The organism is Serratia sp. CY33802 (genome assembly GCF_052169095.1).
Classification (GTDB): Bacteria; Pseudomonadota; Gammaproteobacteria; order Enterobacterales; family Enterobacteriaceae; genus Serratia; species Serratia bockelmannii.
On sequence record NZ_JBJNLL010000001.1, the window covers coordinates 273,274 to 297,134 of the forward strand.

Genomic DNA, 23,861 nt, shown 5'->3' on the forward strand with positions numbered 1-23,861 from the left:
GCTCCTGCTGTGGAATAAGGTACAACCTGCGCCCAGCATAACATTCTTCGGGTGGGCGCAGGGTAAAGTTGCCTAAAGATTAACTATTTTTTTCCTGATAATCAAAGACCTGATTAGCATTGCAGTAAGCGACGAAATCATCGATGCTCAGCGGCTTGCTGAAGTAGTAGCCCTGCATGAAGTTGACGCCGTGTTCTTGCAGGAACTGCATCTGCTCGGCGGTTTCCACGCCCTCGGCCACCGTCAGCATTTTCAGCTTTTTCGCCAGCGAGATCACCGCATCCAGCACCGGCGCGGTGACCGTATCCTGGCCGATGGTGTTGACGAAGCCGCGATCGATCTTCAGGTAATCCATGGTGAAGCGCTCAAGATAGATCAACGCGCTGTGCCCGGTGCCGAAATCGTCCACCGCGATCTCGATACCCTGTTTGTGCAGCCAGTCAAACTCCGCCAGCGCGCTCTCTTCTTCCACCATGCCGCGTTCGGTGATTTCAAACACCAGCGTAAAGTAATCGCCCGGCAGCTGCGTCAGTAGTTCATACACGTCCTGATGGAACGACGGCGCGCTAAGGTGGGCAGGGGAAATATTGAGACCGACTTTGCCTCCCCGTGGCAGCGCTTTGGCGAGCTGCGGCGCATCTTCGGCGATCAGCCTGAACAGATGGCGGGTAAGCGGCACGATCAGCCCGTTGCTTTCGGCGTAGGGGATAAAGACATCGGGCGGGATGCGGCCCTCGAGCGGATGCTGCCAGCGGATCAGCGCTTCCAGCCCACCAATGCTGTTGCTGTCGGTATGGAACACCGGCTGGTATTCGATAAAGAACTCGTTGCGCTTGATGCCGCGCAGCAGCGCACGCTCCGGGCTTTGCCGCAACAGCAGCATATAGTAGCAGAGCACGCCAATCATCAGCGACAGCACCAGGCTGCCCAGCAGCGTCAGGCGAATGTCATTGGGCGTCAGTTTCTCGTTGTAGAACAGGATGGTCAGCGGCAGATTGGGCATCGTCAGGGTATCCGCCTTGCCTTTCGGCAGTTGATCGACCGGCATCAGGTTCGGGCTGAAGGTGGTCAGGGCGCGGTTGCCCATCACGATGGCGATGCCCGGCGCCTGTTCGTCATGCGAGGTGAACAGTAAATAGGGCATCAGATCGATGTCCAGCGTAGCGAGGATGCCGGTGGCCTTTTCGCCGGGATGCCGCAGCCAAACCGCCACCGCCGGTTTGTTCGGTACGATCGGCGTGCCCTGCTGCAGCTTCAGATCCAAAGGCAGATCCCAGTCGATTTCCTGGTAGAGATTTTTCATCGGCAACATCATGTCACCGGTGGCGGAAGAGCAATAGGCGTAGCCGCCTTTTACCAACAGGAAGGTGCGCACGCCGCTGGTAAAGGCCGCTTGGTAGGTAATATCCGACTGGCTGGAGAGGCAAGGCTTGTCCAGTAGCGGCATCATTTGCTGCATCACTGCCGTCAGGTGCGAGATATAACCCAGCGTGAATTTTTGCGTACGCGCTTCGACCTTGTGTTGATATTGCGTGCGCTGGTGGTTGATCAAAGAAAGCGTGACCGCAGTGAAGAGCGTAAAAAATACCAGGGCAGCGACACCGCTTTTAGCCAGGCTGCGCTGTCGGTGAGACACGCTGCGGGCAAAAGCTCTTTTCAAGCCCATAACCGAGTCCTCTGCAACCGGGCGTCAGGGGTGTCGCACAGCCGGTTAATGGATTGTGCCAACGGCTTTTTTTTCATTTTTGACTTTTTATCCCGAACCAACCGGCGGCGCCGTTTAAATACGCGGCGTCGCCGACAGAAATATAATGCGCCTATTTTAAGCGGAAACGTTTTAAATAACGCCGGGGCGCCGTTGCCGTCATCTGACGATAATAGGCGAGTTTTTCCTCGACGGCGCGATTTCCTGCCAACAGTTTATCAAAATAACGACGTGCGGCAGTGTTAAGTCGGGAACGGTGACGATAAGGCAGGGATCAATCTTGATGATACCCATTCGACAGCCAAAAAAAACGCCGCCCGTAGGCGGCGCTTATCGCTCGTTTGGTATTCAGGATCTTCAGGGCGTTGCGCCGTCAGCCGTTGGTCAACACTCGGCGTGCTTCTCGATAACGTTTATTCCAATAGTTATCGGTCAGCTTGGAAATCATGACGCCACTGCTGGTAGAAGCGTGAACGAACTGATCGTTACCTAAATAGATGCCGACATGGCGCCCGGTAGAACCGGCGCGGAACAGCACTAAATCGCCGGCGCGCAGCTTGGTGCGCTGGATTTTCTTGCCGAGATCTTCCTGTTCATAGGTAGAACGCGGTAAATCCATACCGAACTGTTCGCGGAAGGTGCGCTGTACAAACGCCGAGCAATCGATGCCGCGCTTGGTGTCACCGCCTAAGCGGTAGCGAACGCCTTTCCAGTCCGCGTACTGATCCATAATCTTTGACTTGACGTCAACGTTGCGGACCATCGCTTCGAATTCATCCTGAGAGGCTTGCAGTAAAAGACCGTCTTTGTCATTAACTGCACGCATCTCAGTTTGTGCGTTATTCAAGTTCGAAGTGTGAGTCGAGCTGCACGCTGACAGCATAACCGCAGCGGCAATTGCAGGGACTACCCGCAAAAAATATCTCAGAAACGGTTGAGATTTGACCATTGTTGTTGTTTTCCCTTGAAGTCCTTAACGACGAAAGTCGCTACCTGAAAAATGCCAAACGGAACGAGCCTAGTCCGCACCTGTTGCATCGACAACCAGTTACCGTTGAAAACGTGCGAGAACGCACATTTTTATCGGATTCCATACTGATTCGACTTAAACCAGGCACAAACGCATCTGAGATTACCGGAACAAATAGGGGATTGCGAGCCTTTTTCCCGTCTTTTTTATATGAATTTGTGATGTAACATAATGTAAATCTTCATATAAAAAACGCCAATTGTCCGATGTATGAATCTGGCGTGAAATCAGGTTGCAAAAGCGTTAACGACTGGTGGCGACATTTTGCGCTCGGCGAAGGGGAAAGGCCGGGAGGCGGGCACCTCCCGGTATGAGTCATAAATGCATATTATGGTTGGCTGGGACGGTGCTTGCCGGGCAACAGGCGGTTCAACCGATCGACGATCCAGTCGCTGCAAGGCGTCATCAGCACCCAGCTGGCACCAACCAGCACCACGGACAGCGAGCCGACGGCGATATCGGTAAACCAGTGGGCGCCAATCATCACGCGTGGCAATGAGAAGACCAGCGTAATCAGCAGGGCGATGGCAAAGGCGCCGCGGCCGAAATAGCGCAGCATAAAGCAGGAAAAAATAATCAGCATCATGCCGTGGTCGCCGGGGAAGCTGTCGCCGGAAGCGTCCTTAGTGGGGATGCCGGTCAGTTCGCTGACGCGATTGATATTGTCAAAGGTCAGGGTGGGGCTCGGATGCTTCACCGGCAGCAGATGGCCAAGCTGGTTCAGCACCACGGCGGTCAGCAGCATCACCACGCCGGTGATCACCAGACGGCGGCGGCCGGCGGCGTCCTGCTTCAGATAAAAGTACAGATACAGCAGCCCCATGGCGAGCAGCGAGATCGCGTCGAACGCGCGGTTGTTGGTGATGGCGACCAGGTGCAAAAACGCCGGGTCGGTGGCCAGATGGCGGTTAAAGAAGAAGAAGATCGCCGAATCCAGGGTAAACCAGCCGCCGTGATTGGCCGGCAGGAACCAGGACAGAAACAGCGCAACGCCCAGTAAATTGAAGAAGAGAATGAAGGGTAAATTGCGGCGTGTCATGACATAAACCTGTTGGAAAAATGAAAACGAAACAAAACCCGGTTGCCCTGCGACAACCGGGGGGCAACGGTACGGGGTTTAACTTAAACGAATCTTAAACAAGGCGGATTGCAGGGCGTTCCAATCGGCATTTTCGCTGTGGATCAGTTCAATTCGGCTGTCGAGCGGTGCGAGCGGGCGGGTTTCGATGTTGAGATCCTGCCCCTGGCGATTGATCAGCAATGTGCCTTCGGGGATGCGCACCACGCCTTTGATTCGTTCGACCGGCGCCAGCCGCACCCACTCCATGAAACCGACGGTATCGAACCGGGTGTCGCCGTCAAAAATCCAGCCGCAGCTGGTGAAGCCTTGCCCTTCGTTCAGCGCTCGCCGCCAACGGGCGTGTTCCGGCAGCCGCAGCGCCGCCAGCCCCTGCTTTTTCGCCTGACCATGATGATGCTGCGCGTCCGGCAATTCTGTACGATTTGTGCGAGGAAGTGACAACAGCGCGACATCTGCTTCGCCTTGCGCGATGGCGTAGCAGGGCCGCTGCAGCGAATCTTGCGCCCTCCAGGCTTCCAGCGCCAGTCTGTCTTGCGGTTGATAGGTGTCGTTTTTGCTGGCCAGAATAACGTCGGCCGCGGCCAGCTGATCGCGGAAATTTTCGTTGTCGCGGTAGCGGGGTTGGCTAAGCTGGCGGGCATCCAGCAGGCACAGCGTGGCCTGCAGATCGATCCAGCCGGCATAGCTCTCCTGGGTCAGCAGTGACAGGATTTGCTTCGGGTGTCCTAGCCCGGTCGGCTCGATCAGCAGCCGGTCCGGTTTGGCCTGTTGCAACAGCATATTCAAGCCCACCTGCATCGGCAGGCCGTTGACGCAGCACATGCAACCGCCGGGGATCTCTTTGAGCACCGCGCCGCTGTCCGCCAGCAGCGCGCCGTCGATGCCGATCTCGCCGAATTCATTGACCAATACCGCCCAGCGTTCATGTTCGGGTTTATGAGCCAGCAAATGGCGGATAGTGGTGGTTTTACCGCTGCCGAGGAAACCGGTAATCAAATTGGTTTTGGTCATTAATCATTCCTGGCGCAAAAATTAACCTGCTTAATAAATGAGTTACGCAGCCGTATCGGTGAAACGACCGCGATTTAATTTGTGCTCTATCTCGCAAATTTTGCACGTCACCCTGCGCTTTTCAACCGATAAAATCCACCTTTCTTTGCAAGAAAATTCTTAGATAAAACCCTGTATTAGATACGGTTAACTTTTGTTAGTAGCTTGTTTTTACATTGTTAATGACGCGATTAACGATCAAATCCTGTCCCTTTCCTTGCGATTATTCCTAACAAGATCCTCTATGGTTAAATTGGCTTAACTAAAAATGAGGTTGCCATGAATACCTTTCGGTTATTTTTGATCGTAGGAATGTTGTTTTCATGGACGGCAGTGAGTCAGGCAGGAGTGGCCGGCGGGGTAATTCGCTTCGTCGGCTCTATCGTTGAAAGTCCTTGCACGGTCAAGATTGCAGATTCTAAGGCGAATACGCAATGTTACCGCAACGGCCAGCATTATCAGGCCCAGCAAGCGTTGTCAGGTTTTGATACTACACGCAAAGAACTTCCGCTGAATCTTGGCACAACCGAAATGAAGTGGGTAGACCAACAGAAGAAACTTGCTGTTATGACGGTCGTTTATCGTTAAGTCGTTCCGCCATGCCGGCGTAACGTTACGTCGGCATGGTTATTCTCAGCCTGCAGGCACTTCACCGCTTCACCCACTCCTTCACCGTTTCACGCGCACCGCGATCGCGCAGTGACAAATAGGCTTGCGTCACTGCGTCGGTAAACCCCCCATGCGTCGCCAGCGCTTCGCCGAACACCGGTTTGAGCGCCAGCAGCGCCGTTACGCGCCGCCGATCGTCCGGCGTGGCGGCGACAGTCTGTTGCAGCACATCTGCCAGCGGATCGCGAATGTCGATCGGCTGTCCGGCGTCATCGACGCCGCCGATGTAACGCATCCAGCCCGCCACGCCCAGCGCCAGCCCGCTATAGTCGCCGCCGTGCCGCAGATGCCAGCGCACGGCGTCCAGCAGACGCTGCGGTAGCTTCTGCGAACCGTCCATGGCGATCTGCCAGGTGAGGTGTTGCAGCGCCGGATTGCTGAAGCGCGCGATAAGCTGTGCGGCGTAGTCGGCCAGACTGATGCCGGTGACGCTCAGCGTCGGGGCCTGTTCGTCCAGCATCAATCGCAGGGCGGCGCGACGGTAGTGCTCATCCGCCATGCACTCGTTGATATAGCGGTAGCCGCCCAGGTAGCCGAGATAAGCCAGGAACGAGTGGCTGCCGTTCAGCATGCGCAGCTTCATGTGTTCAAACGGCAGCACATCGCTGACCAACTGGGCGCTGCCCAGCTCCCACGCCGGGCGTCCGGCGACGAAGTGGTCTTCCACCACCCATTGAATGAAGGGCTCGCAGGCGATGGCGCATTCGTCGCGCACGCCGCCCAGCGCGGCGGCGATCTCATCCAGCGTAGTCGGCGTGGCGGCCGGCACGATGCGGTCCACCATGGTGCAGGGGAAGGTGGCGGCGGCGGCGATCCAATCGGCGAGTGACGGATCCCGCGCCTGCGCCAGATCGAGCACCGCCCGGCGCAGCACGTGGCCGTTCTCCGGAATATTGTCGCAGGAGAGCAGGGAAAAGGCGGGCAGGCCGCGTTCGCGCCGCAGCCGCAGCGCCTCTACCACAATGCCGGGCACGGTCTGCGGCTGATGCGGCGCCGCCAGATCGGCGACGATCCCCGGATGCTGCCAATCCAGTTGCCCGTTGCCGGGCTCGATGCAGTAGCCTTTTTCGGTGATGGTCATCGAGACGATTGCCACCTGCGGCTCTGCCAGCTTCTCCAGCACTGCGGCGATGCCCTCCAGCTTGCGGTGCAGGCTTTCATGCACCGCGCCGATCACAATGGCCTGATGGCCGTCCGCGCCTTTCTCCAGCACGCTGTACAGATGATCCTGCTGCCGCAGCGCCTCAAACAGCGGCACGCCGCCAGACAGGCTGATTTCGCAAATGCCCCAGTCGCCGCCCTGGGCGTTCAATACCCGATCCGTCAGCAGCGCTTGATGTGCGCGGTGAAACGCGCCGAAACCCAGGTGCACGATACGGCTGCGCAGGGCACGGCGATCATAGTTCGGTTGCCGGACGGTGCCCGGTAGCGGGGTGTTGGCGATCGTTTTCATCTCATCTCCAAAGCGTGTAGGACAGCTGGCGGGCCACTTGCATCAAGTTAGCGGACCAGTTTGCCGCCGTATGGGCAGGGTGGCGCCGGCGATAAAAAACTGCGACCAGTGTAGGTCTGTCGACAGGTTAAAGGAATTGGTCAGTCCAAAATAAGCCAAAATCGTGAAGTGGATCAACCAATGCGCGGTTCACTTTTGACAGCGCGTTGCGAAAGAGTACCTTAAAGGTAACTGACATCTACGTTAAACTGGTATAATAGCATCGCGATGCGAGACAGGCATAAGGACAAAACATGGAACAAACATGGCGTTGGTATGGCCCGAACGATCCGGTCTCTTTGGATGATGTGCGTCAGGCCGGGGCGACCGGAGTCGTGACGGCGCTGCATCATATCGCGAACGGCGAAGTCTGGCCGATTGATGAGATCCGCGCGCGCCAGACGTTACTGGCGGAAAAAGGACTGGTGTGGTCGGTGGTGGAGAGCGTGCCGGTGCATGAGGAAATCAAAACTCACAGCGGTGACTGGCAGCGGCATATCGCCCATTACCAGCAGACGCTGCGCAACCTGGCGGCCTGCGGCATCGATACCGTCTGCTATAACTTCATGCCGATCCTCGACTGGACGCGCACCGATCTGGCCTATTCGCTGCCGGACGGCGCCAAAGCGCTGCGTTTCGATCAGATCGCCTTCGCCGCGTTCGAGCTGCATATCCTGCAGCGCGTCGGCGCCGAGGCGGACTATACGCCGCAAGAGCGCAGTCAGGCTGCAGCCTATTTCGCCGCCATGAGCGAGGAGGAGAAAGCCACGCTGACCGGCAATATCATCGCCGGCCTGCCGGGAGCGGAAGAAGGCTATACGCTGGATCAGTTCCGCCGCCGCCTGGCGGAATACGACGGCATCGACAAGGCGCAATTGCGCGAAAACATGGCGGTCTTTCTGCGCGCCATCGTGCCGGTGGCGGAAGAGGCCGGCATCCGGCTGGCGGTGCATCCCGACGATCCGCCTCGGCCGATCCTCGGCCTGCCGCGCATCGTCTCCACGATTGAAGACATGCAGTGGCTGAAGCAGACCGTCGACAGCATTCATAACGGTTTCACCCTGTGCACCGGTTCCTACGGCGTGCGCGCCGACAACGATCTGGTGCGGATGATTGAAACCTTCGGCGATCGCATTCACTTCACCCACCTGCGCGCCACCTGCCGCGAGGAGAACCCGAAAAGCTTCCACGAGGGGGCGCACCTGCAGGGCGATGTGGACATGGTGGCGGTGATCGAAGCGATCCTGACCGAAGAGCTGCGTCGGCAACGGGCCGGCGATCGGCGGCCGATCCCGATGCGCCCCGATCATGGGCATCAGATGCTGGACGATTTGAAAAAGAAAACCAATCCGGGCTATTCGGCCATCGGGCGGTTGAAAGGGCTGGCGGAGCTGCGCGGCGTCGAGCTGGCGCTCAAGCGGCGCTTTTTCCCGGAATTGCCGTAGCGGAAAATGAAACGGGGCCGAGACTCGGCCCCGCTGGCGCGACTAGTCAGCGCGGCTCATGTAGCGGCGTTCGGCGATATGAATGCGAATTTTGTCGCCGGCGCTGAGGTATTCCGGCACATGGATCACCAGACCGGTCGCCATGGTGGCTGGTTTGTTGCGGGCGCTGGCGGAGGCGCCTTTGATGCCCGGCGCGGTCTCGACGATTTCCATATCTACGGTCTGCGGCAGCTCCAGCGCCAGCACCTGGCCATCCAGCGTCAGCACCTGCATGCCCGGCAGGCCGCCTTCCGGAATGAACAGCAGCTCGTCTTCGATCTGGTCTTTCTTGAAGATGTACGGCGTGTAATCTTCGTCATCCATAAACACGTATTCTTCGCCGTCGATATAGGAGAAGTTCACCTTGCGGCGCGACAGGGAAATGGTGTCCAGGATATCGTCGCCCTTGAAGCGTTCTTCCACTTTCAGGCCGGTGCGCACGTCGGAGAAGCGCATTTTGTACAGGGTGCTGGCGCCGCGGGCGCTCGGGCTCTGCACGTCGATATCTTTTACCAGCAGCAGCTTGCCGTTGTAGCTGATCGCCATGCCGCGTTTAATTTCGTTAGCTCTTGCCATTTCAATTCATCCGCAATGAAGAGTATTAGAGAAGTTGCGACAAGGTACTCGCGCCACCGATTTCAGGCAATAGCCCGGCGCAAAAACAGTGCGGGAAAGGGAGGGCGGCCGCCCTCCCGTCGGGGATTAGTGGAAGACCGGCAGCAGGCCGAAAAGCGACAGAATATGCGCGGCGGCGTTGATCAAGCCGAACAGGATGACGAACAGGATCACGCCGTTACCGCCCGGTGCGCGGTAACCCGCCTGCGGATAGCGGCGGCGGCTGGCACGCGCCATCAGCGCCGGCACGATCACCGCCCAGATGGTGGCCGCCAGCCCGGCAAAGCCGATGGCGTACAGAAAACCGTTCGGGAACAGCAGCGCGGCCAGGGTCGGCGGCACAAAGGTCACCAGCGCGGTCTTGCTGCGCCCGACGGCGTCGTCCTTAAACTTGCAGAAGTCCGCCAGGTAGTCGAACAGGCCCAGCGACACGCCGAGGAACGAGCTGGCCAGCGCCATATAGGAGAAGGCGTTCAGCAGTTGGCTGACGGTCTGGCTGCTGGAGACGTTGCCCATTTGCTTGAGCAGGCTGCCGATATTGCCGCCTTCGGCGATCACCTGCTTAAAGGCATCGCGCGCGATATTGCCCTGAATCACATACTGCCACAGGATGTAGATAGCCAATGCCAGCAGGGTGCCGTACACCAGGCTGCGCACCACGGAGCTGCTGTCCTTGTGGTAGTACTTCACCAGCCCGGGAATGTTGCCGTGGTAGCCGAACGAGGTCAGCAGGTAAGGCAGCGCCGCCAGGGCGTAAGGCAGATAGCTGGCCTGGTCATCGTCGGTGTTGAACAGCACCGCGGGCTGCACGTGGGTGAACATGTCGCCCACCGACATCACGAAGGTGATCACCATGCCGCCGATCAGAATGGTGCTCAGGCGGTCGACCGCGCGGGTGGAGAGCCAGACGATAAACGCCACGACCAGTGCGAAGACCAGGCCGGCGGTGGTCTGGCCGACGCCGACGATGCCCTCCAGCGTATGCGCGATGATCGAACCGCCCGCGGAGATATAGGCGTAGGTCAGGATGTACAGCACGAACGCCACCGACAGGCCGTTCACGGCGTTCCAGCCTTTGCCCAGCAGATCCTTGACCATGGTGTTGAAGCTGGCGCCGCTCGGGTAGTGCAGCGTGGCTTCGAGGATCATCAGGCCGGAAAGCAACATGCAGGCCCAGGTATACACCAGCAGCGCGACGGAGCCGCTGAACCAGACACCGGAAGTGACGATCGGAATGGAAAACATGCCGGCGCCAACGGCGGTTCCGGCAATGATCATCGCGCCGCCGAGGACGGAAGGGCGGGCCAGCTTCTGGATGGTGTCCGTAGACATGCGTGCTCCTGATGGAAGAAGTTCTTTTGTACTAGCTCAATGGTACATTGGTGCATGGCGCATGTAAAGCGGGGGGATTGCACGTTTCACGCGTTTTTGTCTTTAAATTGCGGCTTTTTGGGCGTTTACTCGCCAGGCGGCGAATCAGCCGGGGTAAGACGGTTGCGGGACGAGTGTAAAGATCGCAGGGGCGCAGGGATTCTGCTGGCGGCCACCGCGCGCGGCTGCTATTGTCGCGCTTCTTTTCCCCAGCCCACCAGGAGTAGCGCTGATGGACTGTCGCAGCGACTGCGGCGCCTGCTGTATCGCGCCGTCAATATCCAGCCCGATCCCCGGCATGCCGAACGGCAAGCCCGCCAATACCCGCTGCATTCATCTGGATGAACAGCTGCGCTGCGGCCTGTTTCATTCGCCGCTGCGGCCGAAAGTGTGCGGCAGCCTGCAGCCGAGCCGCGATATGTGCCACGATCACCGCGATCAGGCGCTGATCTACCTCGCCAGGCTGGAAGCGGACACCGCGCCCTAAACTTCCCTCAGCTTCCACAGACACAGCGTCGCACCTGCCGCCATCGCCAGCGCGGCGTAAAATACCGCATGGTAGTTCCAGATTTCCGCCACCGCACCGGCGATGGCGCCGGCAATGACCCAGCCGACCCGAATGGTGTTGGTGAACAGCGTGGTGGCCGTGCCGGCCTGGCCGGGCATCAAATCCTGGAAGTAGAGCATGCCGATCCCCGCCAGCACGCCGATAAACGCCGCATTCAGCAGCTGCAGGGCGATGAGTTGCCAACTGCCGGTGATAAACAGCAGGCTGCAATAGAACAATACGCCGGCGACGGCGGCGCCGCGCATCAAACAACGCTTGCCGCAGCGTTTCGCCACCAGACCGGCGATCAGCATGATCGGGATTTCCAGCCCGGCGGCGGTGCCCATCAGCACGCCGACCAGCCGCTCCGGCAGCCGCAGTTCGTGCACCATATACAGCGGCATGTTGATCAGGTACATGCTGTTGGCGGTCCACATCAAAGTGCTGGCGCCAAACAGCAGTAGCGCATCGCGGCGATGCTGGCGCGGTGCGGCCAGGGGCGCACTCGCCGCGGCAGTTTTCGGCATGGAAGGCAGCCGTTTCCACACCAGCAGGCCGCACAGCACAAAGGCCGCCGCGCCCGCCAGATACATGGCCTTGAAGCCGAAGCCCAGCGCCAGCGCGAAGGCGATCGGCGGGCCAATGACCCAGGCGAGCGAGACCTGGGCGCGCATGATGGAGGTGAACATGACCGCCTCGCGGCCGGTGCGATCGGCGTGTTCGCGCGCCAGAGCGAACATTTGCGGGTTAGCGGTGGAGCCGAAGCTGGTGAGCAGTACGCCGACGAGCAGCAGCAGGTAATAGTTGCGGCTCCAGGCGAACAGCGTGAACCCCAGCGCACCCAGCATGCAACAGAGAAAAATCAGTGATTTGCGGTCGCCTTTTTTATCCGAGCGGCCGGCGAGAAACTGGCTGACCAGAATGCCGATCACCGCGCTGCCGGTAAAGAATAGCCCGACCAGCGCCGGCCGCACCTTGACCTCGGTTTCCAGAAACAGGCTCAGCGTCGGGGTTTGCAGGGCGCCGGCGATGCCGGTAAGAAACGCCACCGCCAAAAAGGCCAGCGAAGTGAGATCGGGCGCGCGTCGCGTTACTGCGGATGAAGTCGGCATGGTGGTTGAGAATTCGTCGAAAAAGGAAGGTCGCGCGCATCATACGCCCGTTGAAATGAAACGCAAACCGCTCCTTTGCGGCGAAGGGTAAACGGATATGTCGCGCGGCGACGAGAAAAAAGGGGCGCGTTGCGCCCCCTTGCTTGCTGGTAAATCAGGCGCCTTGCGGCACCGCGTGCGCGGTATTTTTCAGCGCCGGCCCCTGATATTTCTCGATCTGCAGCTGCGCCATCTGCCCGCAGTTGCCCTGCGCCAGGCTGGAAGAGCCGATGTCGAAGGTCAGGCAGTTGACGTTACCGTTCTTGCACAGCGAGCCGGGCTGCGCCGGATCGGCCGGATCGAACCAGGCGCCTTCGCTGATGCGCACCACGCCGGGCCGCACGTCTTCGCTGACCACCGCGCCCACCAGGATCTGGCCGCGATCGTTGTACGCCCGTACCAGATCGCCGCCAGTGATGCCGCGCGGCTGCGCGTCCTGCGGGTGGATCAGGATCGCTTCACGATCCGCTACCGCGTATTTCTCGCGCAGCGGCGTGTTGTCGAGCTGAGAGTGCAGCCGGTTGGTCGGGTGCGCGGTATTGAGCGACAGCGGATACTTGGCCGCTTCCGGCCCGCGATACCACTCGTGCGGCGGCATCCAGGTCGGGATGCCGGGGCAATCCGCATAATGCATTTTGGCGATCGCGTCGGAGTAGATCTCGATCTTGCCCGACGGCGTGCCCAGCGGGTTCAGCAGCGGGTTGTCACGATAATCGGCGAAGCGCACCCACTGCTTATTGGCCTCGGGCACCGGGAAACGCACGTAGTTATTGGATTGCCAGAACATGTCGAACGGCGGCAGCGCCACCCGCGCGGCGCGCGCCTGGTTTTTCATGTCGTCATACATGCCTTTCAGCCACTGGGTTTCATCCTTGCCCTCGGTAAAGGCCTCCTGCACGCCCAGCCTGGCCGCCATCGCCGAGAAGATGTCGAAGTCACTGCGCGATTCGTGCTGCGGCGGCACGCATTGATGCATCGGGAACACATAGAGCTGCGAATAGTCACCCCCCATCTCCAGATCGTTGCGCTCGTAGCTGGTGGTGGCCGGCAGCACGATATCGGCATGCTTGGCGGTGGCGGTCCAATAAGGTTCGTTGACCACGATGGTGTCCGGCCGCTGCCAGGCTTTGACCAGGTTATTGGTGTCCTGATGCTGGTGGAAGGTGTTACCGCCCGCCACATACACCATTTTCACCTCGGGGTAGGTGACCTTGGCGCCGTTGAAGTCGATGGTTTTGCCCGGGTTGCTCAGGCATTCGGCGATGCGCGCCACCGGGATCGGCGCCGGTGAGTTTTTCGGCGCATTGCCGGCGGAGATGCCGGCGATGATGCCACCCTTGGCGGTTGGGCTACCGCCGGACGAATAGTGGTAGCTGAAGCCGAAGCCGCCGCCCGGCAGGCCGATTTGGCCGAGCATCGCCGCCACCGTCACCAGCAGCCAGTGCTGCTGTTCGCCGTGGTGCTGGCGCTGAATGCCCCAGCCGCCCATGATCATGGTGCGGCTCTTCGCCATCTCGCGCGCCAGCGCGCGCAGCGTGTCGGCATCGACGCCGCTGATGTCGGCCGCCCATTCGGCGGTTTTCGCCACGCCGTCGCTCTCGCCCAGCAGGTAGGCCTGGAACTTGTCGAAGCCGACGGTGTAGGTTTTCAGGAAGTCCGGGTTATGCAGCTTCTCGGTCAGAAGCGTGTGGGCGATGCCGATCAGCATGGCGCCGTCGGTGTAAGGGCGCGGGGCGATCCACTGCGCATTGACGAACTTGGCGCTGTCGTTGTGCACCGGATCGATGCTGATCACCCGGGTGCCTTTTTTCTTCAGCGCTTCGAAACCGGTCTGGCCGACGTGATCCGGCACGTTCCAGCTATTTTTCAGCGTGACCATCGGGTTGCAGCCCCACAGGATCACCAGCTCGCTGTTTTCGATCACGTTCGGCCAGGCGGTCTGCTGTTCGTAGACCTCCATCGAGCCGACCACGTGCGACATGATCACCTGCGCCGCGCCGGTGGAGTAGTCGCCGGCGTAGCCGAGGAAGCCGCCGGTCAGGTTCATCAGGCGCTGCAGCAGCGTGCGGCTGTTGTGCAGCATGCCGACGCTTTTCCAGCCGTAGGAACCGGCGTAGATCGACTGCGGGCCGTGATCTTTCTGCAGGCGGGTGATCTCATTGCACACCAGCTCGGTCGCTTTATCCCAGCTGACGCGCACCCACTCGTCGCGGCCGCGCAGCTCGGTACGGCTGCCGGGGCCGCCTTCCAGCCAGCTTTTACGCACCATCGGGTATTTGATGCGGTTCTCGGCGTGCACCTGATAAGGCGCCATGGTGATCAGCTCATTGGGATACGGATCGTCCTGCACCGGCTGCACGCCGACCATCTTGCCGTCCTGCACGATGGCCTCAAACGCGCCCCAGTGGGCGCCGGTCAGGATGCCTTTTTGCGCCTGACGCAAGACGATGAACTGCGGCAGCGCTTCGCTGATGGCCTGCGCCAGTGCCGCTTTGGGCCATAAGCCCGCCAGCAGCGGGGCGGCGGTCAGCGCGGCGGCGCCGGTCAGAAAGCGGCGGCGGCTCATGGTTAACGGTTGTTGGTTGCTCATTGCGCTTCTCCCTTAAAGCTTGGCCGGTGCGGCAGGTGGCATGTCGCTGGCGTGTTTTTGTACGTATTGTGTCAGCACGCGCAGCTGTTCCTGCGTCAGCGAGGTTCGCGGTGCCATGCCTTTGATGACGCCGATCCATTGGTTGGCGTTGAAGCGATCGAGCGCGGTCAGCCCGTGACAGCCGGTGCAGTTGGCCGACATCATGTCCGCGGCGTAGCGCCAGATTTTTTGCTGATCGTCGATCAGCTGCTTGCGCGGCAGCCACACCTGCAGAGAGACCTGATGCCAGACCAGGCCGGTTTCCGCATCGGTCTGGGTGGACGCGGTCTTCAGCTGTTTGCGCGCGTCTTCACCCAGCAGCACGCTGAGGATGCGCTTGCCCTGCGCGGCGTAGAACACTTCGCTGACCCCGTCTTGCTGCCAGCCGCTCACGGTGGCCAGCACCTTGTCGCCCTCCTGTTTCACCACCTGCACTTCGGTGGACGGCATCAGGTTGCCGGCATTATGGCTGTCGTCTGCGCTGAGGAAGAACGGTTCGGTGGCGATGGTGTAGAGGGTGGTGGCGCCCGGTGCGGTCAGCGCTGCGGCCTTGGCCAGCTCGGCGGCGCCAGCCTGGGTTTCGCCGCTCATGTCCGGCAGGATGTGGGCCACGCCTTTATGGCAGTCGATGCAGGTTTCGCCCTGTTTGATCGCCACCGGGTGCTGCAGGCGCGCCTCAGGGCGCTGGGCGGTGATGTCCATGGCGTCGTAGCTGTGGCAGGAACGGCAGGTGGCCGAATCGTTTTCTTTCAGCGTCTTCCAGACCGACTGCGCCATCGCCAGCTTGTGCGCTTCGTATTTTTCCGGCGTATCGATGGTGCCGACCATCTCGCCGTAGATGTCTTTTACCGCGCGGATCTTGGTCCACAGGTAATCGATCGGCTGATGGGGGACGTGGCAGTCGGCGCACTCGGCGCGGATGCCCTTGGTGTTTTGGAAGTGGACGCTGCCCTGATATTCGGCCAGCGGTTGTTGCATGGTGTGGCAGGAAACGCAGAAGGCGGTATCGCTGGTTTTATGGAATACGGTGGCAGTCCCGGCCAACAGCGCCGCGCCGAGGATAATCCCCAGCAGCAAAAGCCATAACCATCCCCACCGGCGCTTTTTTTCAAAGCCAGTCAGTTTTTTGCTCATGGTAAACCCGCTTATAATTATGAATTTAAAATAAAATCTTGCCAAAAGGCCACCGACCGGAGGTCAGAATGCCACGTCGATTGCAGGGGTAATAATAGAAGAGGGTTAACCCCATGGGGTTATCCGTAGTCAAAAAAATGGTTTATATCGCAAAAAATAGCGTTATATTCTAATTTATATAGCGGTGGGGCGGCGCAGCACGCGCTCGCGATGGGTCAGGCCGTGGGCAGATAGGCCTGGCCGCTTAGCCACAGGCGGATCGCTGTGCGGCTGGCTTCGAAATGGGGTTCCGGCAGAGAGTCTGGCGCGCACCAACGCCATTCGGCGCATTTTTCGGGTTCTTTCAGCTCCGCTTCGCCGCCGGGGTGATCCACCTGCAGGCAGATAGACACGGTGTGTTTGCCTTCGGCGTGCCAGGTTTGCAGATTGTTGCTGACGCCAACGAAGCGCGGCGGATCGATGATCAACCCGGTTTCTTCGGCAATTTCGCGCTGGGCGCACTGCTCGAAGGTTTCACCGGCATCCAGATGCCCGCCGGGGATCGACCAAAAGGGCGCGTGGGAGCCGCAGCGTTTGCCCAGCAAAATCTCGCCTTGCGGGTTGACGATGATCACCCCGACGCCCGTCACTACGTTCATGCTTTTCTCCGTCAGCAAAGTTTCAGCACAGTATGTCATTTTGCCCCGGCGCTGACCAATGCGCCGATGAAAGTGTGCGTAAGCTCAAAAATCTGCAATGGCGAAAGGGAGAAAGCTTGCTTTCATCTTGCGCTGCTTACACACTCCTTGAAACGTTTCAGCGTTATCCGACCGCTTGTGGGCAGCGGGTAACGCTCCTTTTTCTCAATAAAGCTGAAACGATTCAATTCAGCAGGAGAGGAGAATCATGTTCCAGTTGTCACCGCAAGACATTCATCTGGGCGCCGCTGCCGCCGATAAGCAGGGGGCCATCCGTCAGGTGGCCGCCGCGCTGACCGAAGCCGGCTGCGTCAGCGCCGGTTACGTGGACGGCATGCTGCAGCGCGAACTGCAGACGTCCACCTATCTGGGCAACGGCATCGCCATTCCGCACGGCACCACCGATACCCGCGATCTGGTGTTGAAAACCGGCGTGCAGGTGTTCCAGTTCCCGCAGGGCATCGCGTGGGGGGAAGGCCAGACCGCCTATGTGGCGATCGGCATCGCCGCCCGTTCCGACGAGCATTTGGCACTGCTGCGTCAGCTCACCCACGTGCTGAGTGATGACAGCGTGGCGGAGCGGCTGGCGAAAACCACCTCCGCGGAAGAGCTGCGCAGCCTGTTGATGGGCGAACAGCAGAGCGCTGAATTCCAGTTCGACGTTTCGCTGATTGCGCTCGACGTCGCGGCCGACAGCCTGATGACGCTGCAGGCGCTGAACGCCGGCCGTCTGCAAAAAATCGGGGCGGTCAACGCGCAGTTCGTCAGCGATGTCATCACCCGCAGGCCGCTGAATCTGGGGCAGGGCATTTGGCTGAGCGACAGCGTTGAAGGCAACCTGGCCAGCGCGGCCACCGTCAGCCGCCCGGCGCAGGCTTTCGTGGAAGATGGCGAGCCGGTGGCGCTGCTGCTGACGGTGTCGGTCGCCGACGCGCAGCCGCTGGCGGTGCTCAACTACCTCAGCGATCTGCTGCTGGCCAACAAAGCTGAACGCTTGCTGAAGGCGGATGCCGCCGGGGTGCTGGCGCTGCTGACCAGCGACGTGGCGGAAGAGAGCAGCGTGCTGAGCGCCGAATTCGTGATCCGCAACGAGCATGGCCTGCACGCGCGGCCGGGCACGGCGCTGGTCAACGTGATCAAAAGTTTCAACAGTGACATCACCGTCACCAACCTGGACGGCAGCGGCAAGCCGGCCAACGGGCGCAGCCTGATGAAGGTGGTGGCGTTGGGCGTGAAGAAAGGGCATCACCTGCGCTTTACCGCCAATGGAGAAGATGCTGAAGCCGCGCTGAAGGCGATTGGCGAAGCGATTAATGAAGGACTGGGCGAGGGCGCAGCATGAGCAGAAGAGTAGCAACAATCACCCTGAACCCGGCGTACGATCTGGTGGGTTTCTGCCCGCAGATCGAGCGCGGGGAAGTCAACCGGGTAAAAACCGCCGGCCTGCACGCCGCCGGTAAGGGCATTAACGTCGCCAAAGTGTTGAAGGATTTAGGCATCGACGTCACCGTCGGCGGCTTCCTGGGCAAAGACAATCAGGACGGTTTCCAACTGCTGTTCAGCGATCTGGGGATCGCCAATCGCTTTCAGGTGGTGCCGGGCCGCACCCGCATCAACGTCAAGCTGACGGAAAAAGACGGCGAGGTGACCGATTTCAACTTCTCCGGCTTTGAAGTGACATCACAGGACTGGGATCGCTTCGTCAGCGACTCGCTGAGCTGGCTGGGCCAGTTCGACATGGTGGCGGTGAGCGGCAGTCTGCCGGCCGGTGTCGATCCCGACGCCTTTACCGACTGGATGACCCAGCTGCGCGCCAAGTGCCCGTGCATCATTTTCGACAGCAGCCGCGAAGCGCTGGTCGCCGGGCTGAAGGCCTCGCCGTGGCTGGTGAAGCCGAACCGCCGCGAGCTGGAAATCTGGGCCGGTCGCCCGCTGCCGACGCTGGCGGACGTGGTCGAGGCCGCGCATGCGCTGCGTGAACAGGGCATCGCCCACGTGGTCATCTCCCTCGGCGCGGAAGGCGCGCTGTGGGTTAACGCCTCCGGCGCCTGGATCGCCAAACCGCCGTCCTGTGAGGTGGTCAGCACCGTGGGCGCCGGCGATTCGATGGTCGGCGGCCTGATTTACGGCCTGCTGATGCGCGAATCCAGCGAACACACTCTGCGTCTGGCCACGGCGGTAGCGGCGCTGGCGGTCAGCCAAAGCAACGTCGGCGTGACCGATCGTCCCCAGTTGGCCGCGATGATGGCGCGCGTCGATCTGAAACCTTTCAATCAATAGCAGGAGGCAGAATGAAAACGCTGCTGATGGTAGACAGTTCGCTGGGGCAGGCCCGTGGCCACCTGGCGAAACGCATGCTGGAGGCCGCCGCGGCCAAAAACGGCCTGACGCTGGTCGAGTCACTGCAGGACGCCGAACTGGTGGCGGTGGCGGGGCAGTCTGCCCCTGCTGACGCCGGGCTGAACGGTAAATTGGTGTATGTGGGCGATGTCGAACAGGCGGTGCGGGAACCGGACGCTTTTCTGGCGCGTGCCAAGGCCGAAGCTGAAACCTATCAGGTGCCGCAGGCGGCGGCACCGGTGAAAGCCAATGGGCAAAAACGCATCGTGGCGATCACCGCTTGCCCAACCGGCGTGGCGCATACCTTTATGGCGGCCGAAGCCATTGAAAGTGAAGCCAAGAAACGCGGCTGGTGGGTGAAGGTGGAAACGCGCGGTTCCGTCGGCGCCGGCAACGCCATCACCCCGGAAGAAGTGGCGGCGGCGGATCTGGTGATCGTCGCGGCGGACATCGAAGTGGATCTGGACAAGTTTGCCGGTAAGCCGATGTATCGTACTTCCACCGGTCTGGCGCTGAAGAAAACCGCGCAGGAACTGGACAAGGCGCAGGCCGAGGCGGAGGTGTTCCAGCCGCAGCAGCGCGGTAGCGCGGCGCCGGCGGCGAAAAAGAAAGAGGGCAGCGGCCCGTATCGCCACCTGCTGACCGGCGTGTCCTACATGCTGCCGATGGTGGTGGCCGGCGGTCTGTGCATCGCGCTGTCGTTCGTGTTCGGCATCAAGGCGTTTGAAGTCAAGGGCACGTTGGCGGCGGCGCTGATGCAGATCGGCGGCGGCTCCGCCTTTGCGCTGATGGTGCCGGTGTTGGCCGGTTTTATCGCCTTCTCCATCGCGGATCGTCCGGGCCTGACGCCGGGCCTGATCGGCGGCATGCTGGCGGTGAGCACCGGCGCCGGGTTCCTCGGCGGCATCATCGCCGGCTTCCTGGCGGGTTATGTCGCCAAGGCGATCAGCAGCAAGCTGCGCCTGCCGCAAAGTATGGAAGCGCTGAAGCCCATCTTGATCATTCCGCTGGTCGCCAGCCTGATCACCGGCCTCATCATGATTTACGTGGTCGGCACGCCGGTGGCGAAAATCATGGAAGGTCTGACCCATTGGCTGCAATCGCTGGGCACCGCCAACGCCGTACTGCTGGGGGCAATCCTCGGCGGCATGATGTGTACCGACATGGGCGGCCCGGTGAACAAAGCGGCCTACGCGTTCGGCGTGGCGCTGCTCAGCTCTTCGGTGTATGCGCCGATGGCGGCGATCATGGCGGCGGGCATGGTGCCACCGCTGGCGATGGGTCTGGCGACGCTGCTGGCGCGCCGCAAGTTCCCGAAATCCGAACAGGAAGGCGGCAAGGCGGCGTTGGTGCTGGGGCTGTGCTTCATCACCGAAGGGGCGATTCCGTTCGCTGCCCGCGACCCGATGCGCGTGCTGCCGTGCTGCATCGCCGGCGGGGCGCTGACCGGCGCGCTGTCGATGGCCTTCGGCGCCAAACTGATGGCACCGCACGGCGGGCTGTTCGTGCTGCTGATCCCGGGCGCGATTTCGCCGGTGTTGCTGTACCTGGTGGCGATCGCCGCCGGTACGCTGCTGGCGGGCGTAGCTTATGCCCTGCTGAAACGTGCGGAAGTACCGGTTACCGCCGCGGCGTAAGCCTCGCGATATCGCAAAACGCGCAGCCCCGAGCTGCGCGTTTTTGTTTGTGCCTTAGGTAGTTAGCACGATTTACCCCTGGTCAGAAACCACAACGCTTTCTAAGCTGATAGCGCGACTTTGTTCCTGCGAACAAGCAATGACTCAAGGAGATTCATCCGTGGCTAAAAAAGTGGCGATCGTACTCACACCCGGTTTCGCCGATTGGGAATACGCGCTGATTGCCGGCGTTGGCGGCCCGTTTTATGGGCTGGAGGTGGCGTTTTTTGCGCCGCAGGCCGGAACGCTTCGCTCACAGGGCGGGCTGACGGTCGAGGTTGAAAAAAGCGTGGCCGAACTGGCGGATTGGCGCCCCGAGGTGCTGGTGGTGGTCGGCGGCACCCTGTGGGAAACCGAACGGGCACCGGATATCCGCGCGTTGCTCAACGAGCAGTTTCAACGCGGCGCAACCCTGGCGGGCATTTGCGGCGGAACGTTGGCGTTGGCGCGCGCCGGTCTGTTGAACGGCAGGGCGCATACCTCCAACGCTGCCGAGTTCTTGACGCGCAACGTTGAGGGCTACAGCGGGCAGCGCCATTACGTTGCGAGCGCCGTCGCCGTTGTGGATGACTGTGTCATTACGGCACCGGGATCGGCGCCGGTCAGCTTTACCACCGCAGTGTTCAGGGCGGCTGGCCTGGAGGCAGAGACGCTGCGCCAGTTCGGCGCCATGCTGGCGGCGGAGCACACGGTGGGGGAAACCGCTCGCGCATAGGCGAGCGGCCGGGGAGGGTTACTGCTGCGCCTTCAGCCAGGCGATTTCTTCCGCCCAGATGTCCGGGTTTACCGTTTCCAGAATCAGCGGAATATTGTCGAAGCGCGGATCGCGCATGATGTAGCTGAACACCGTTTTGCCGATGTTGCCTTCCCCCAGGCTGTGGTGGCGGTCGACGCGGCTGTTGAACTCGCTCTTGGCGTCGTTCAGGTGCATGCCGCGCAGGTAGTTGAAGCCGACGATGTCGCCCAACTGCTTGAAGGTGTGCTCGCAGTCTTCTTCGGTACGCAGATCGTACCCGGCGGCGAAGGCGTGGCAGGTGTCGATGCAAACGCCGACGCGGCTCTTATCTTCCACGCCGTCGATGATCGCCGCCAGGTGTTCGAATTTGAAGCCCAGGTTGCTGCCCTGGCCGGCGGTGTTTTCGATCACGGCCGTCACGCCGGCGGTTTTATCCAGCGCGATGTTGATCGATTCGGCGATGCGCGCCAGGCACTTGTCTTCATCGATTTGCAGCAGGTGGCTGCCGGGATGGAAGTTCAGCAGCGTCAGCCCCAGCTGTTCGCAGCGCTGCAGCTCGTCGATAAACGCCTCGCGCGATTTTTCCAACGCCTCGGCTACCGGGTGGCCCAGGTTGATCAGGTAGCTGTCGTGCGGCAGGATCTGCCCCGGCCCGAAGCCGTACTGGGCGCACGCGCTCTTGAACTTATCGATCACGTCGGCGGCCAGCGGTGCGGCCTTCCATTGACGCTGATTTTTGGTGAACAGGGCGAACGCGGTCGCCTCCAATTCGTGCGCGCGGATAACCGCCTGATCCACGCCGCCTGACGCGCTGACATGTGCACCGACAAACTTCATCTTCATTCTCCTGTGTTATCGGTGACATTATGGCATTGATGGCAGGCGGATTGAATGGCGAAAAGCGGCGGCCCGCCGAAGCGGGCCGCCGAGGGGGATTACAGCAGGTGTTGCACCAGTTGGTTTATCGCGCCGCCGCCGACCAGCAGCCAGACGAACAGCAGCGTCGCCAGCAGAATCGGTTTCATCCCGGCCTGGCGCACGGCGCTGATGTGGGTGGTCAACCCCAGCGCCGCCATCGCCATCGCCAGCATCCAGGTGTCGGCGGTGATCAGATGGCGCACCAGCGTGGCCGGCAGCAGGTTGAAGGAGTTCAGCCCGGCGACGGCGATAAACAGCACGGCGAACCACGGAATGGTGATGGCGGATTTTTCCGCCTTGCCTGCGCTGCCGCGGCTGATGTAGCCCGACAGCAGCAGCAGGAACGGCGCCAGCATCATCACGCGGATCATCTTGGCGATCACCGCCGCATTTTCGGCGTCCGGCCCGATGGCGTGTCCGGCGGCGACCACCTGAGCCACTTCGTGGATGGTGGAGCCGGCGTAAATGCCGAAGGTTTCCTGGCTGAACGGCAGCCACTGGAAGTGTTCATTCAACTGATACAGCCAGGGGTAAACGAAGATAGCCAGGGTGCCGAATACCACCACGGTCGAGACCGCTACCGCCACTTTGCTGGAATCGGCCTTGAGCACCGGCTCGGTGGCCATCACCGCCGCCGCGCCGCAAATGCTGCTGCCGGCGCCGATCAGTATCGCGGTCTGGCTGTCGATGCCGAACACTTTCTTGCCGAGCCAGCAGGCCAGCAGGAAAGTGGTGATCAGGGTCAGTGCGTCGATGATGATGCCGCTGGCGCCGACGTCGGCGATCTGCTGAAAGGTCAGCCGGAAGCCGTAAAGGATAATCCCCAGACGCAGCAGCCGCTGTTTGGCCAGCTGTACGCCGCTGTGACAAACGGTTTGCCAGTGGGGGTACAGCGTGTTGCCCACCAGAATGCCGAGCAGGATCGCCAGCGTCAGCGCCCCCAGCCCCAGCTCCGCCACCCAGGGAATATCGCCGGCCCAGACGGCCAACGCGGTGAGCGCGCCGGTCAGCGCCAGCCCCGGCACTAGCCGTGGCAGGCCAAACAGCGGAAAGCGTCGCTCGGGATAGGTGTGAGTGGTATCAGTCGCCATAAAAGTCAGTCCTTCAGTCTGTTTCTTGCTGCTAAGAGTACGTTTGGGCTGAATAAAAGAGAAATTGATTATATATTTATAACCTATCTGAATAAGTGGTATGGGATCAGGCATTGGCATAACGCCGCATTGCGGCTAGGGTGTGGAGGAGCGGCGAGCCGCCGTCAACTTTCCAACTAACAGGAGCAGGCGATGGATACCGACGATCAACGCAGAGAGCAGGTAGATCAGGAAGTGGGGCGCGCGGTGCGGCGGTTGATTGAAGAAAACAAGGCGATCGACCGCGATCACCTGGTGGCGATGCTGCAATTGATACTGCGGGACGAAGCCGGCACGCCGCGCGAGCCGGTGCTGGCCGCGGCGGCGCAGCTGGTCGCGTTAGGCAAATAGCGCGCCGATCTGGCCGCAAACAGGGTAGCCTGGCCGGGCTGCCCACATCACCATGTTGGGTTCTCTGGCAGAACC

Annotated in this window: 21 protein-coding genes; 8 read left to right on the plus strand and 13 right to left on the minus strand. The window is 60.7% G+C overall.

Annotation, left to right across the window (positions count from 1 at the left end; translation table 11 throughout):
• Nucleotides 1-79: 79 nt before the first annotated feature.
• From ACJ8HA_RS01350 to ACJ8HA_RS01365, 4 genes are all read right to left on the minus strand, one after another.
• Entirely contained in the window at nt 80-1,666 is a 1,587-nt protein-coding gene (locus tag ACJ8HA_RS01350) for a cyclic di-GMP phosphodiesterase (RefSeq protein WP_025303554.1), read from the minus strand.
• 412 nt (nt 1,667-2,078) lie between these two features.
• Nucleotides 2,079-2,654, minus strand: a complete 576-nt coding sequence (gene mepS / locus ACJ8HA_RS01355) for a bifunctional murein DD-endopeptidase/murein LD-carboxypeptidase (protein WP_025303553.1) — start codon at nt 2,652-2,654, stop codon at nt 2,079-2,081.
• 409 nt (nt 2,655-3,063) lie between these two features.
• Nucleotides 3,064-3,774 carry a phosphatase PAP2 family protein gene (locus ACJ8HA_RS01360; protein ID WP_025303552.1) on the minus strand — a complete coding sequence of 237 codons (711 nt, stop codon included), beginning with the start codon at nt 3,772-3,774 and terminating at the stop codon, nt 3,064-3,066.
• A gap of 78 nt (nt 3,775-3,852) precedes the next feature.
• Nucleotides 3,853-4,827 (minus strand): CobW family GTP-binding protein, encoded by a 975-nt coding sequence (locus ACJ8HA_RS01365; protein WP_025303551.1) that lies wholly within the window; start codon nt 4,825-4,827, stop codon nt 3,853-3,855.
• A 318-nt stretch (nt 4,828-5,145) separates the two neighbouring features.
• On the opposite strand from ACJ8HA_RS01365, the gene ACJ8HA_RS01370 reads away from it, so the two are divergent.
• Nucleotides 5,146-5,454, plus strand: a complete 309-nt coding sequence (locus ACJ8HA_RS01370) for a type 1 fimbrial protein (protein WP_004935734.1) — start codon at nt 5,146-5,148, stop codon at nt 5,452-5,454.
• Nucleotides 5,455-5,515: 61 nt separating this feature from the next.
• On the opposite strand, the gene ACJ8HA_RS01375 is transcribed toward ACJ8HA_RS01370, so the two are convergent.
• Nucleotides 5,516-6,988, minus strand: a complete 1,473-nt coding sequence (locus tag ACJ8HA_RS01375) for a mannitol dehydrogenase family protein (RefSeq protein WP_213928345.1) — start codon at nt 6,986-6,988, stop codon at nt 5,516-5,518.
• 293 nt (nt 6,989-7,281) lie between these two features.
• On the opposite strand from ACJ8HA_RS01375, the gene uxuA reads away from it, so the two are divergent.
• A complete protein-coding gene (gene uxuA / locus ACJ8HA_RS01380; RefSeq protein ID WP_049205260.1) occupies nt 7,282-8,472 on the plus strand; it encodes a mannonate dehydratase in 1,191 nt (396 codons plus the stop codon).
• A gap of 42 nt (nt 8,473-8,514) precedes the next feature.
• Here uxuA and yeiP read toward each other — a convergent pair whose 3' ends face one another.
• Complete coding sequence (gene yeiP, locus ACJ8HA_RS01385; RefSeq protein ID WP_004935725.1) at nt 8,515-9,087, minus strand: elongation factor P-like protein YeiP; 573 nt, start codon at nt 9,085-9,087, stop codon at nt 8,515-8,517.
• A gap of 126 nt (nt 9,088-9,213) precedes the next feature.
• Entirely contained in the window at nt 9,214-10,458 is a 1,245-nt protein-coding gene (mtr, locus tag ACJ8HA_RS01390) for a tryptophan permease (RefSeq protein ID WP_049208510.1), read from the minus strand.
• A 271-nt stretch (nt 10,459-10,729) separates the two neighbouring features.
• Between mtr and ACJ8HA_RS01395 the strand changes: the two genes are divergently transcribed.
• A complete protein-coding gene (locus ACJ8HA_RS01395; protein ID WP_019453627.1) occupies nt 10,730-10,984 on the plus strand; it encodes a YkgJ family cysteine cluster protein in 255 nt (84 codons plus the stop codon).
• Here ACJ8HA_RS01395 and ACJ8HA_RS01400 read toward each other — a convergent pair.
• From ACJ8HA_RS01400 to ACJ8HA_RS01415, 4 genes are all read right to left on the minus strand, one after another.
• Entirely contained in the window at nt 10,981-12,156 is a 1,176-nt protein-coding gene (locus ACJ8HA_RS01400; RefSeq protein WP_043136428.1) for a sugar efflux transporter, read from the minus strand. The two genes, ACJ8HA_RS01395 and ACJ8HA_RS01400, sit on opposite strands and share 4 nt — an antisense overlap.
• Nucleotides 12,157-12,310: 154 nt before the next feature.
• Nucleotides 12,311-14,785, minus strand: coding sequence for a trimethylamine-N-oxide reductase TorA (gene torA, locus ACJ8HA_RS01405; RefSeq protein ID WP_025303546.1), 2,475 nt, complete (start codon nt 14,783-14,785; stop codon nt 12,311-12,313).
• Nucleotides 14,786-14,797: 12 nt separating this feature from the next.
• On the minus strand, nt 14,798-15,958 hold the full coding sequence (locus ACJ8HA_RS01410; RefSeq protein WP_043136424.1) for a NapC/NirT family cytochrome c: 1,161 nt from the start codon (nt 15,956-15,958) through the stop codon (nt 14,798-14,800).
• Nucleotides 15,959-16,173: 215 nt separating this feature from the next.
• Complete coding sequence (locus ACJ8HA_RS01415) at nt 16,174-16,596, minus strand: nucleotide triphosphate diphosphatase NUDT15 (protein ID WP_043136420.1); 423 nt, start codon at nt 16,594-16,596, stop codon at nt 16,174-16,176.
• Between the two features lie 247 nt (nt 16,597-16,843).
• On the opposite strand from ACJ8HA_RS01415, the gene fruB reads away from it, so the two are divergent.
• The 4 genes from fruB to ACJ8HA_RS01435 all read left to right on the plus strand — a co-directional run bounded on the left by fruB (nt 16,844) and on the right by ACJ8HA_RS01435 (nt 21,366).
• The gene (fruB, locus tag ACJ8HA_RS01420; RefSeq protein ID WP_025303543.1) at nt 16,844-17,977 is read left to right on the plus strand and encodes a fused PTS fructose transporter subunit IIA/HPr protein; all 1,134 of its coding nucleotides are present in this window, start codon (nt 16,844-16,846) and stop codon (nt 17,975-17,977) included.
• Nucleotides 17,974-18,915 (plus strand): 1-phosphofructokinase, encoded by a 942-nt coding sequence (gene fruK / locus ACJ8HA_RS01425; protein ID WP_043136417.1) that lies wholly within the window; start codon nt 17,974-17,976, stop codon nt 18,913-18,915. The genes fruB and fruK overlap by 4 nt, the downstream gene beginning before the upstream one ends.
• 11 nt (nt 18,916-18,926) lie before the next feature.
• Complete coding sequence (gene fruA / locus ACJ8HA_RS01430) at nt 18,927-20,612, plus strand: PTS fructose transporter subunit IIBC (RefSeq protein WP_049205266.1); 1,686 nt, start codon at nt 18,927-18,929, stop codon at nt 20,610-20,612.
• A gap of 160 nt (nt 20,613-20,772) precedes the next feature.
• A complete protein-coding gene (locus ACJ8HA_RS01435; protein WP_213928349.1) occupies nt 20,773-21,366 on the plus strand; it encodes a DJ-1/PfpI family protein in 594 nt (197 codons plus the stop codon).
• Between the two features lie 18 nt (nt 21,367-21,384).
• Here the strand turns inward: ACJ8HA_RS01435 and nfo are convergent, their stop codons facing one another.
• Both nfo and ACJ8HA_RS01445 read right to left on the minus strand, forming a co-directional pair.
• A complete protein-coding gene (gene nfo / locus ACJ8HA_RS01440; RefSeq protein WP_049205268.1) occupies nt 21,385-22,224 on the minus strand; it encodes a deoxyribonuclease IV in 840 nt (279 codons plus the stop codon).
• A 98-nt stretch (nt 22,225-22,322) separates the two neighbouring features.
• Nucleotides 22,323-23,396, minus strand: a complete 1,074-nt coding sequence (locus ACJ8HA_RS01445) for a YeiH family putative sulfate export transporter (RefSeq protein ID WP_049205269.1) — start codon at nt 23,394-23,396, stop codon at nt 22,323-22,325.
• Nucleotides 23,397-23,588: 192 nt separating this feature from the next.
• Here ACJ8HA_RS01445 and ACJ8HA_RS01450 point away from each other — a divergent pair, with 192 nt between their 5' ends.
• Complete coding sequence (locus ACJ8HA_RS01450) at nt 23,589-23,786, plus strand: hypothetical protein (RefSeq protein WP_043136401.1); 198 nt, start codon at nt 23,589-23,591, stop codon at nt 23,784-23,786.
• Nucleotides 23,787-23,861 lie beyond the last annotated feature (75 nt).

Bases quoted from the DNA above. Each gene is read 5' to 3' on its own strand.
- ACJ8HA_RS01350 (WP_025303554.1), bottom strand. From the start codon at position 1,666: ATGGGCTTGAAAAGAGCTTTTGCCCGCAGCGTGTCTCACCGACAGCGC.
- mepS (WP_025303553.1), bottom strand. From the start codon at position 2,654: ATGGTCAAATCTCAACCGTTTCTGAGATATTTTTTGCGGGTAGTCCCT.
- ACJ8HA_RS01360 (WP_025303552.1), bottom strand. From the start codon at position 3,774: ATGACACGCCGCAATTTACCCTTCATTCTCTTCTTCAATTTACTGGGC.
- ACJ8HA_RS01365 (WP_025303551.1), bottom strand. From the start codon at position 4,827: ATGACCAAAACCAATTTGATTACCGGTTTCCTCGGCAGCGGTAAAACC.
- ACJ8HA_RS01370 (WP_004935734.1), top strand. From the start codon at position 5,146: ATGAATACCTTTCGGTTATTTTTGATCGTAGGAATGTTGTTTTCATGG.
- ACJ8HA_RS01375 (WP_213928345.1), bottom strand. From the start codon at position 6,988: ATGAAAACGATCGCCAACACCCCGCTACCGGGCACCGTCCGGCAACCG.
- uxuA (WP_049205260.1), top strand. From the start codon at position 7,282: ATGGAACAAACATGGCGTTGGTATGGCCCGAACGATCCGGTCTCTTTG.
- yeiP (WP_004935725.1), bottom strand. From the start codon at position 9,087: ATGGCAAGAGCTAACGAAATTAAACGCGGCATGGCGATCAGCTACAAC.
- mtr (WP_049208510.1), bottom strand. From the start codon at position 10,458: ATGTCTACGGACACCATCCAGAAGCTGGCCCGCCCTTCCGTCCTCGGC.
- ACJ8HA_RS01395 (WP_019453627.1), top strand. From the start codon at position 10,730: ATGGACTGTCGCAGCGACTGCGGCGCCTGCTGTATCGCGCCGTCAATA.
- ACJ8HA_RS01400 (WP_043136428.1), bottom strand. From the start codon at position 12,156: ATGCCGACTTCATCCGCAGTAACGCGACGCGCGCCCGATCTCACTTCG.
- torA (WP_025303546.1), bottom strand. From the start codon at position 14,785: ATGAGCAACCAACAACCGTTAACCATGAGCCGCCGCCGCTTTCTGACC.
- ACJ8HA_RS01410 (WP_043136424.1), bottom strand. From the start codon at position 15,958: ATGAGCAAAAAACTGACTGGCTTTGAAAAAAAGCGCCGGTGGGGATGG.
- ACJ8HA_RS01415 (WP_043136420.1), bottom strand. From the start codon at position 16,596: ATGAACGTAGTGACGGGCGTCGGGGTGATCATCGTCAACCCGCAAGGC.
- fruB (WP_025303543.1), top strand. From the start codon at position 16,844: ATGTTCCAGTTGTCACCGCAAGACATTCATCTGGGCGCCGCTGCCGCC.
- fruK (WP_043136417.1), top strand. From the start codon at position 17,974: ATGAGCAGAAGAGTAGCAACAATCACCCTGAACCCGGCGTACGATCTG.
- fruA (WP_049205266.1), top strand. From the start codon at position 18,927: ATGAAAACGCTGCTGATGGTAGACAGTTCGCTGGGGCAGGCCCGTGGC.
- nfo (WP_049205268.1), bottom strand. From the start codon at position 22,224: ATGAAGTTTGTCGGTGCACATGTCAGCGCGTCAGGCGGCGTGGATCAG.
- ACJ8HA_RS01445 (WP_049205269.1), bottom strand. From the start codon at position 23,396: ATGGCGACTGATACCACTCACACCTATCCCGAGCGACGCTTTCCGCTG.
- ACJ8HA_RS01450 (WP_043136401.1), top strand. From the start codon at position 23,589: ATGGATACCGACGATCAACGCAGAGAGCAGGTAGATCAGGAAGTGGGG.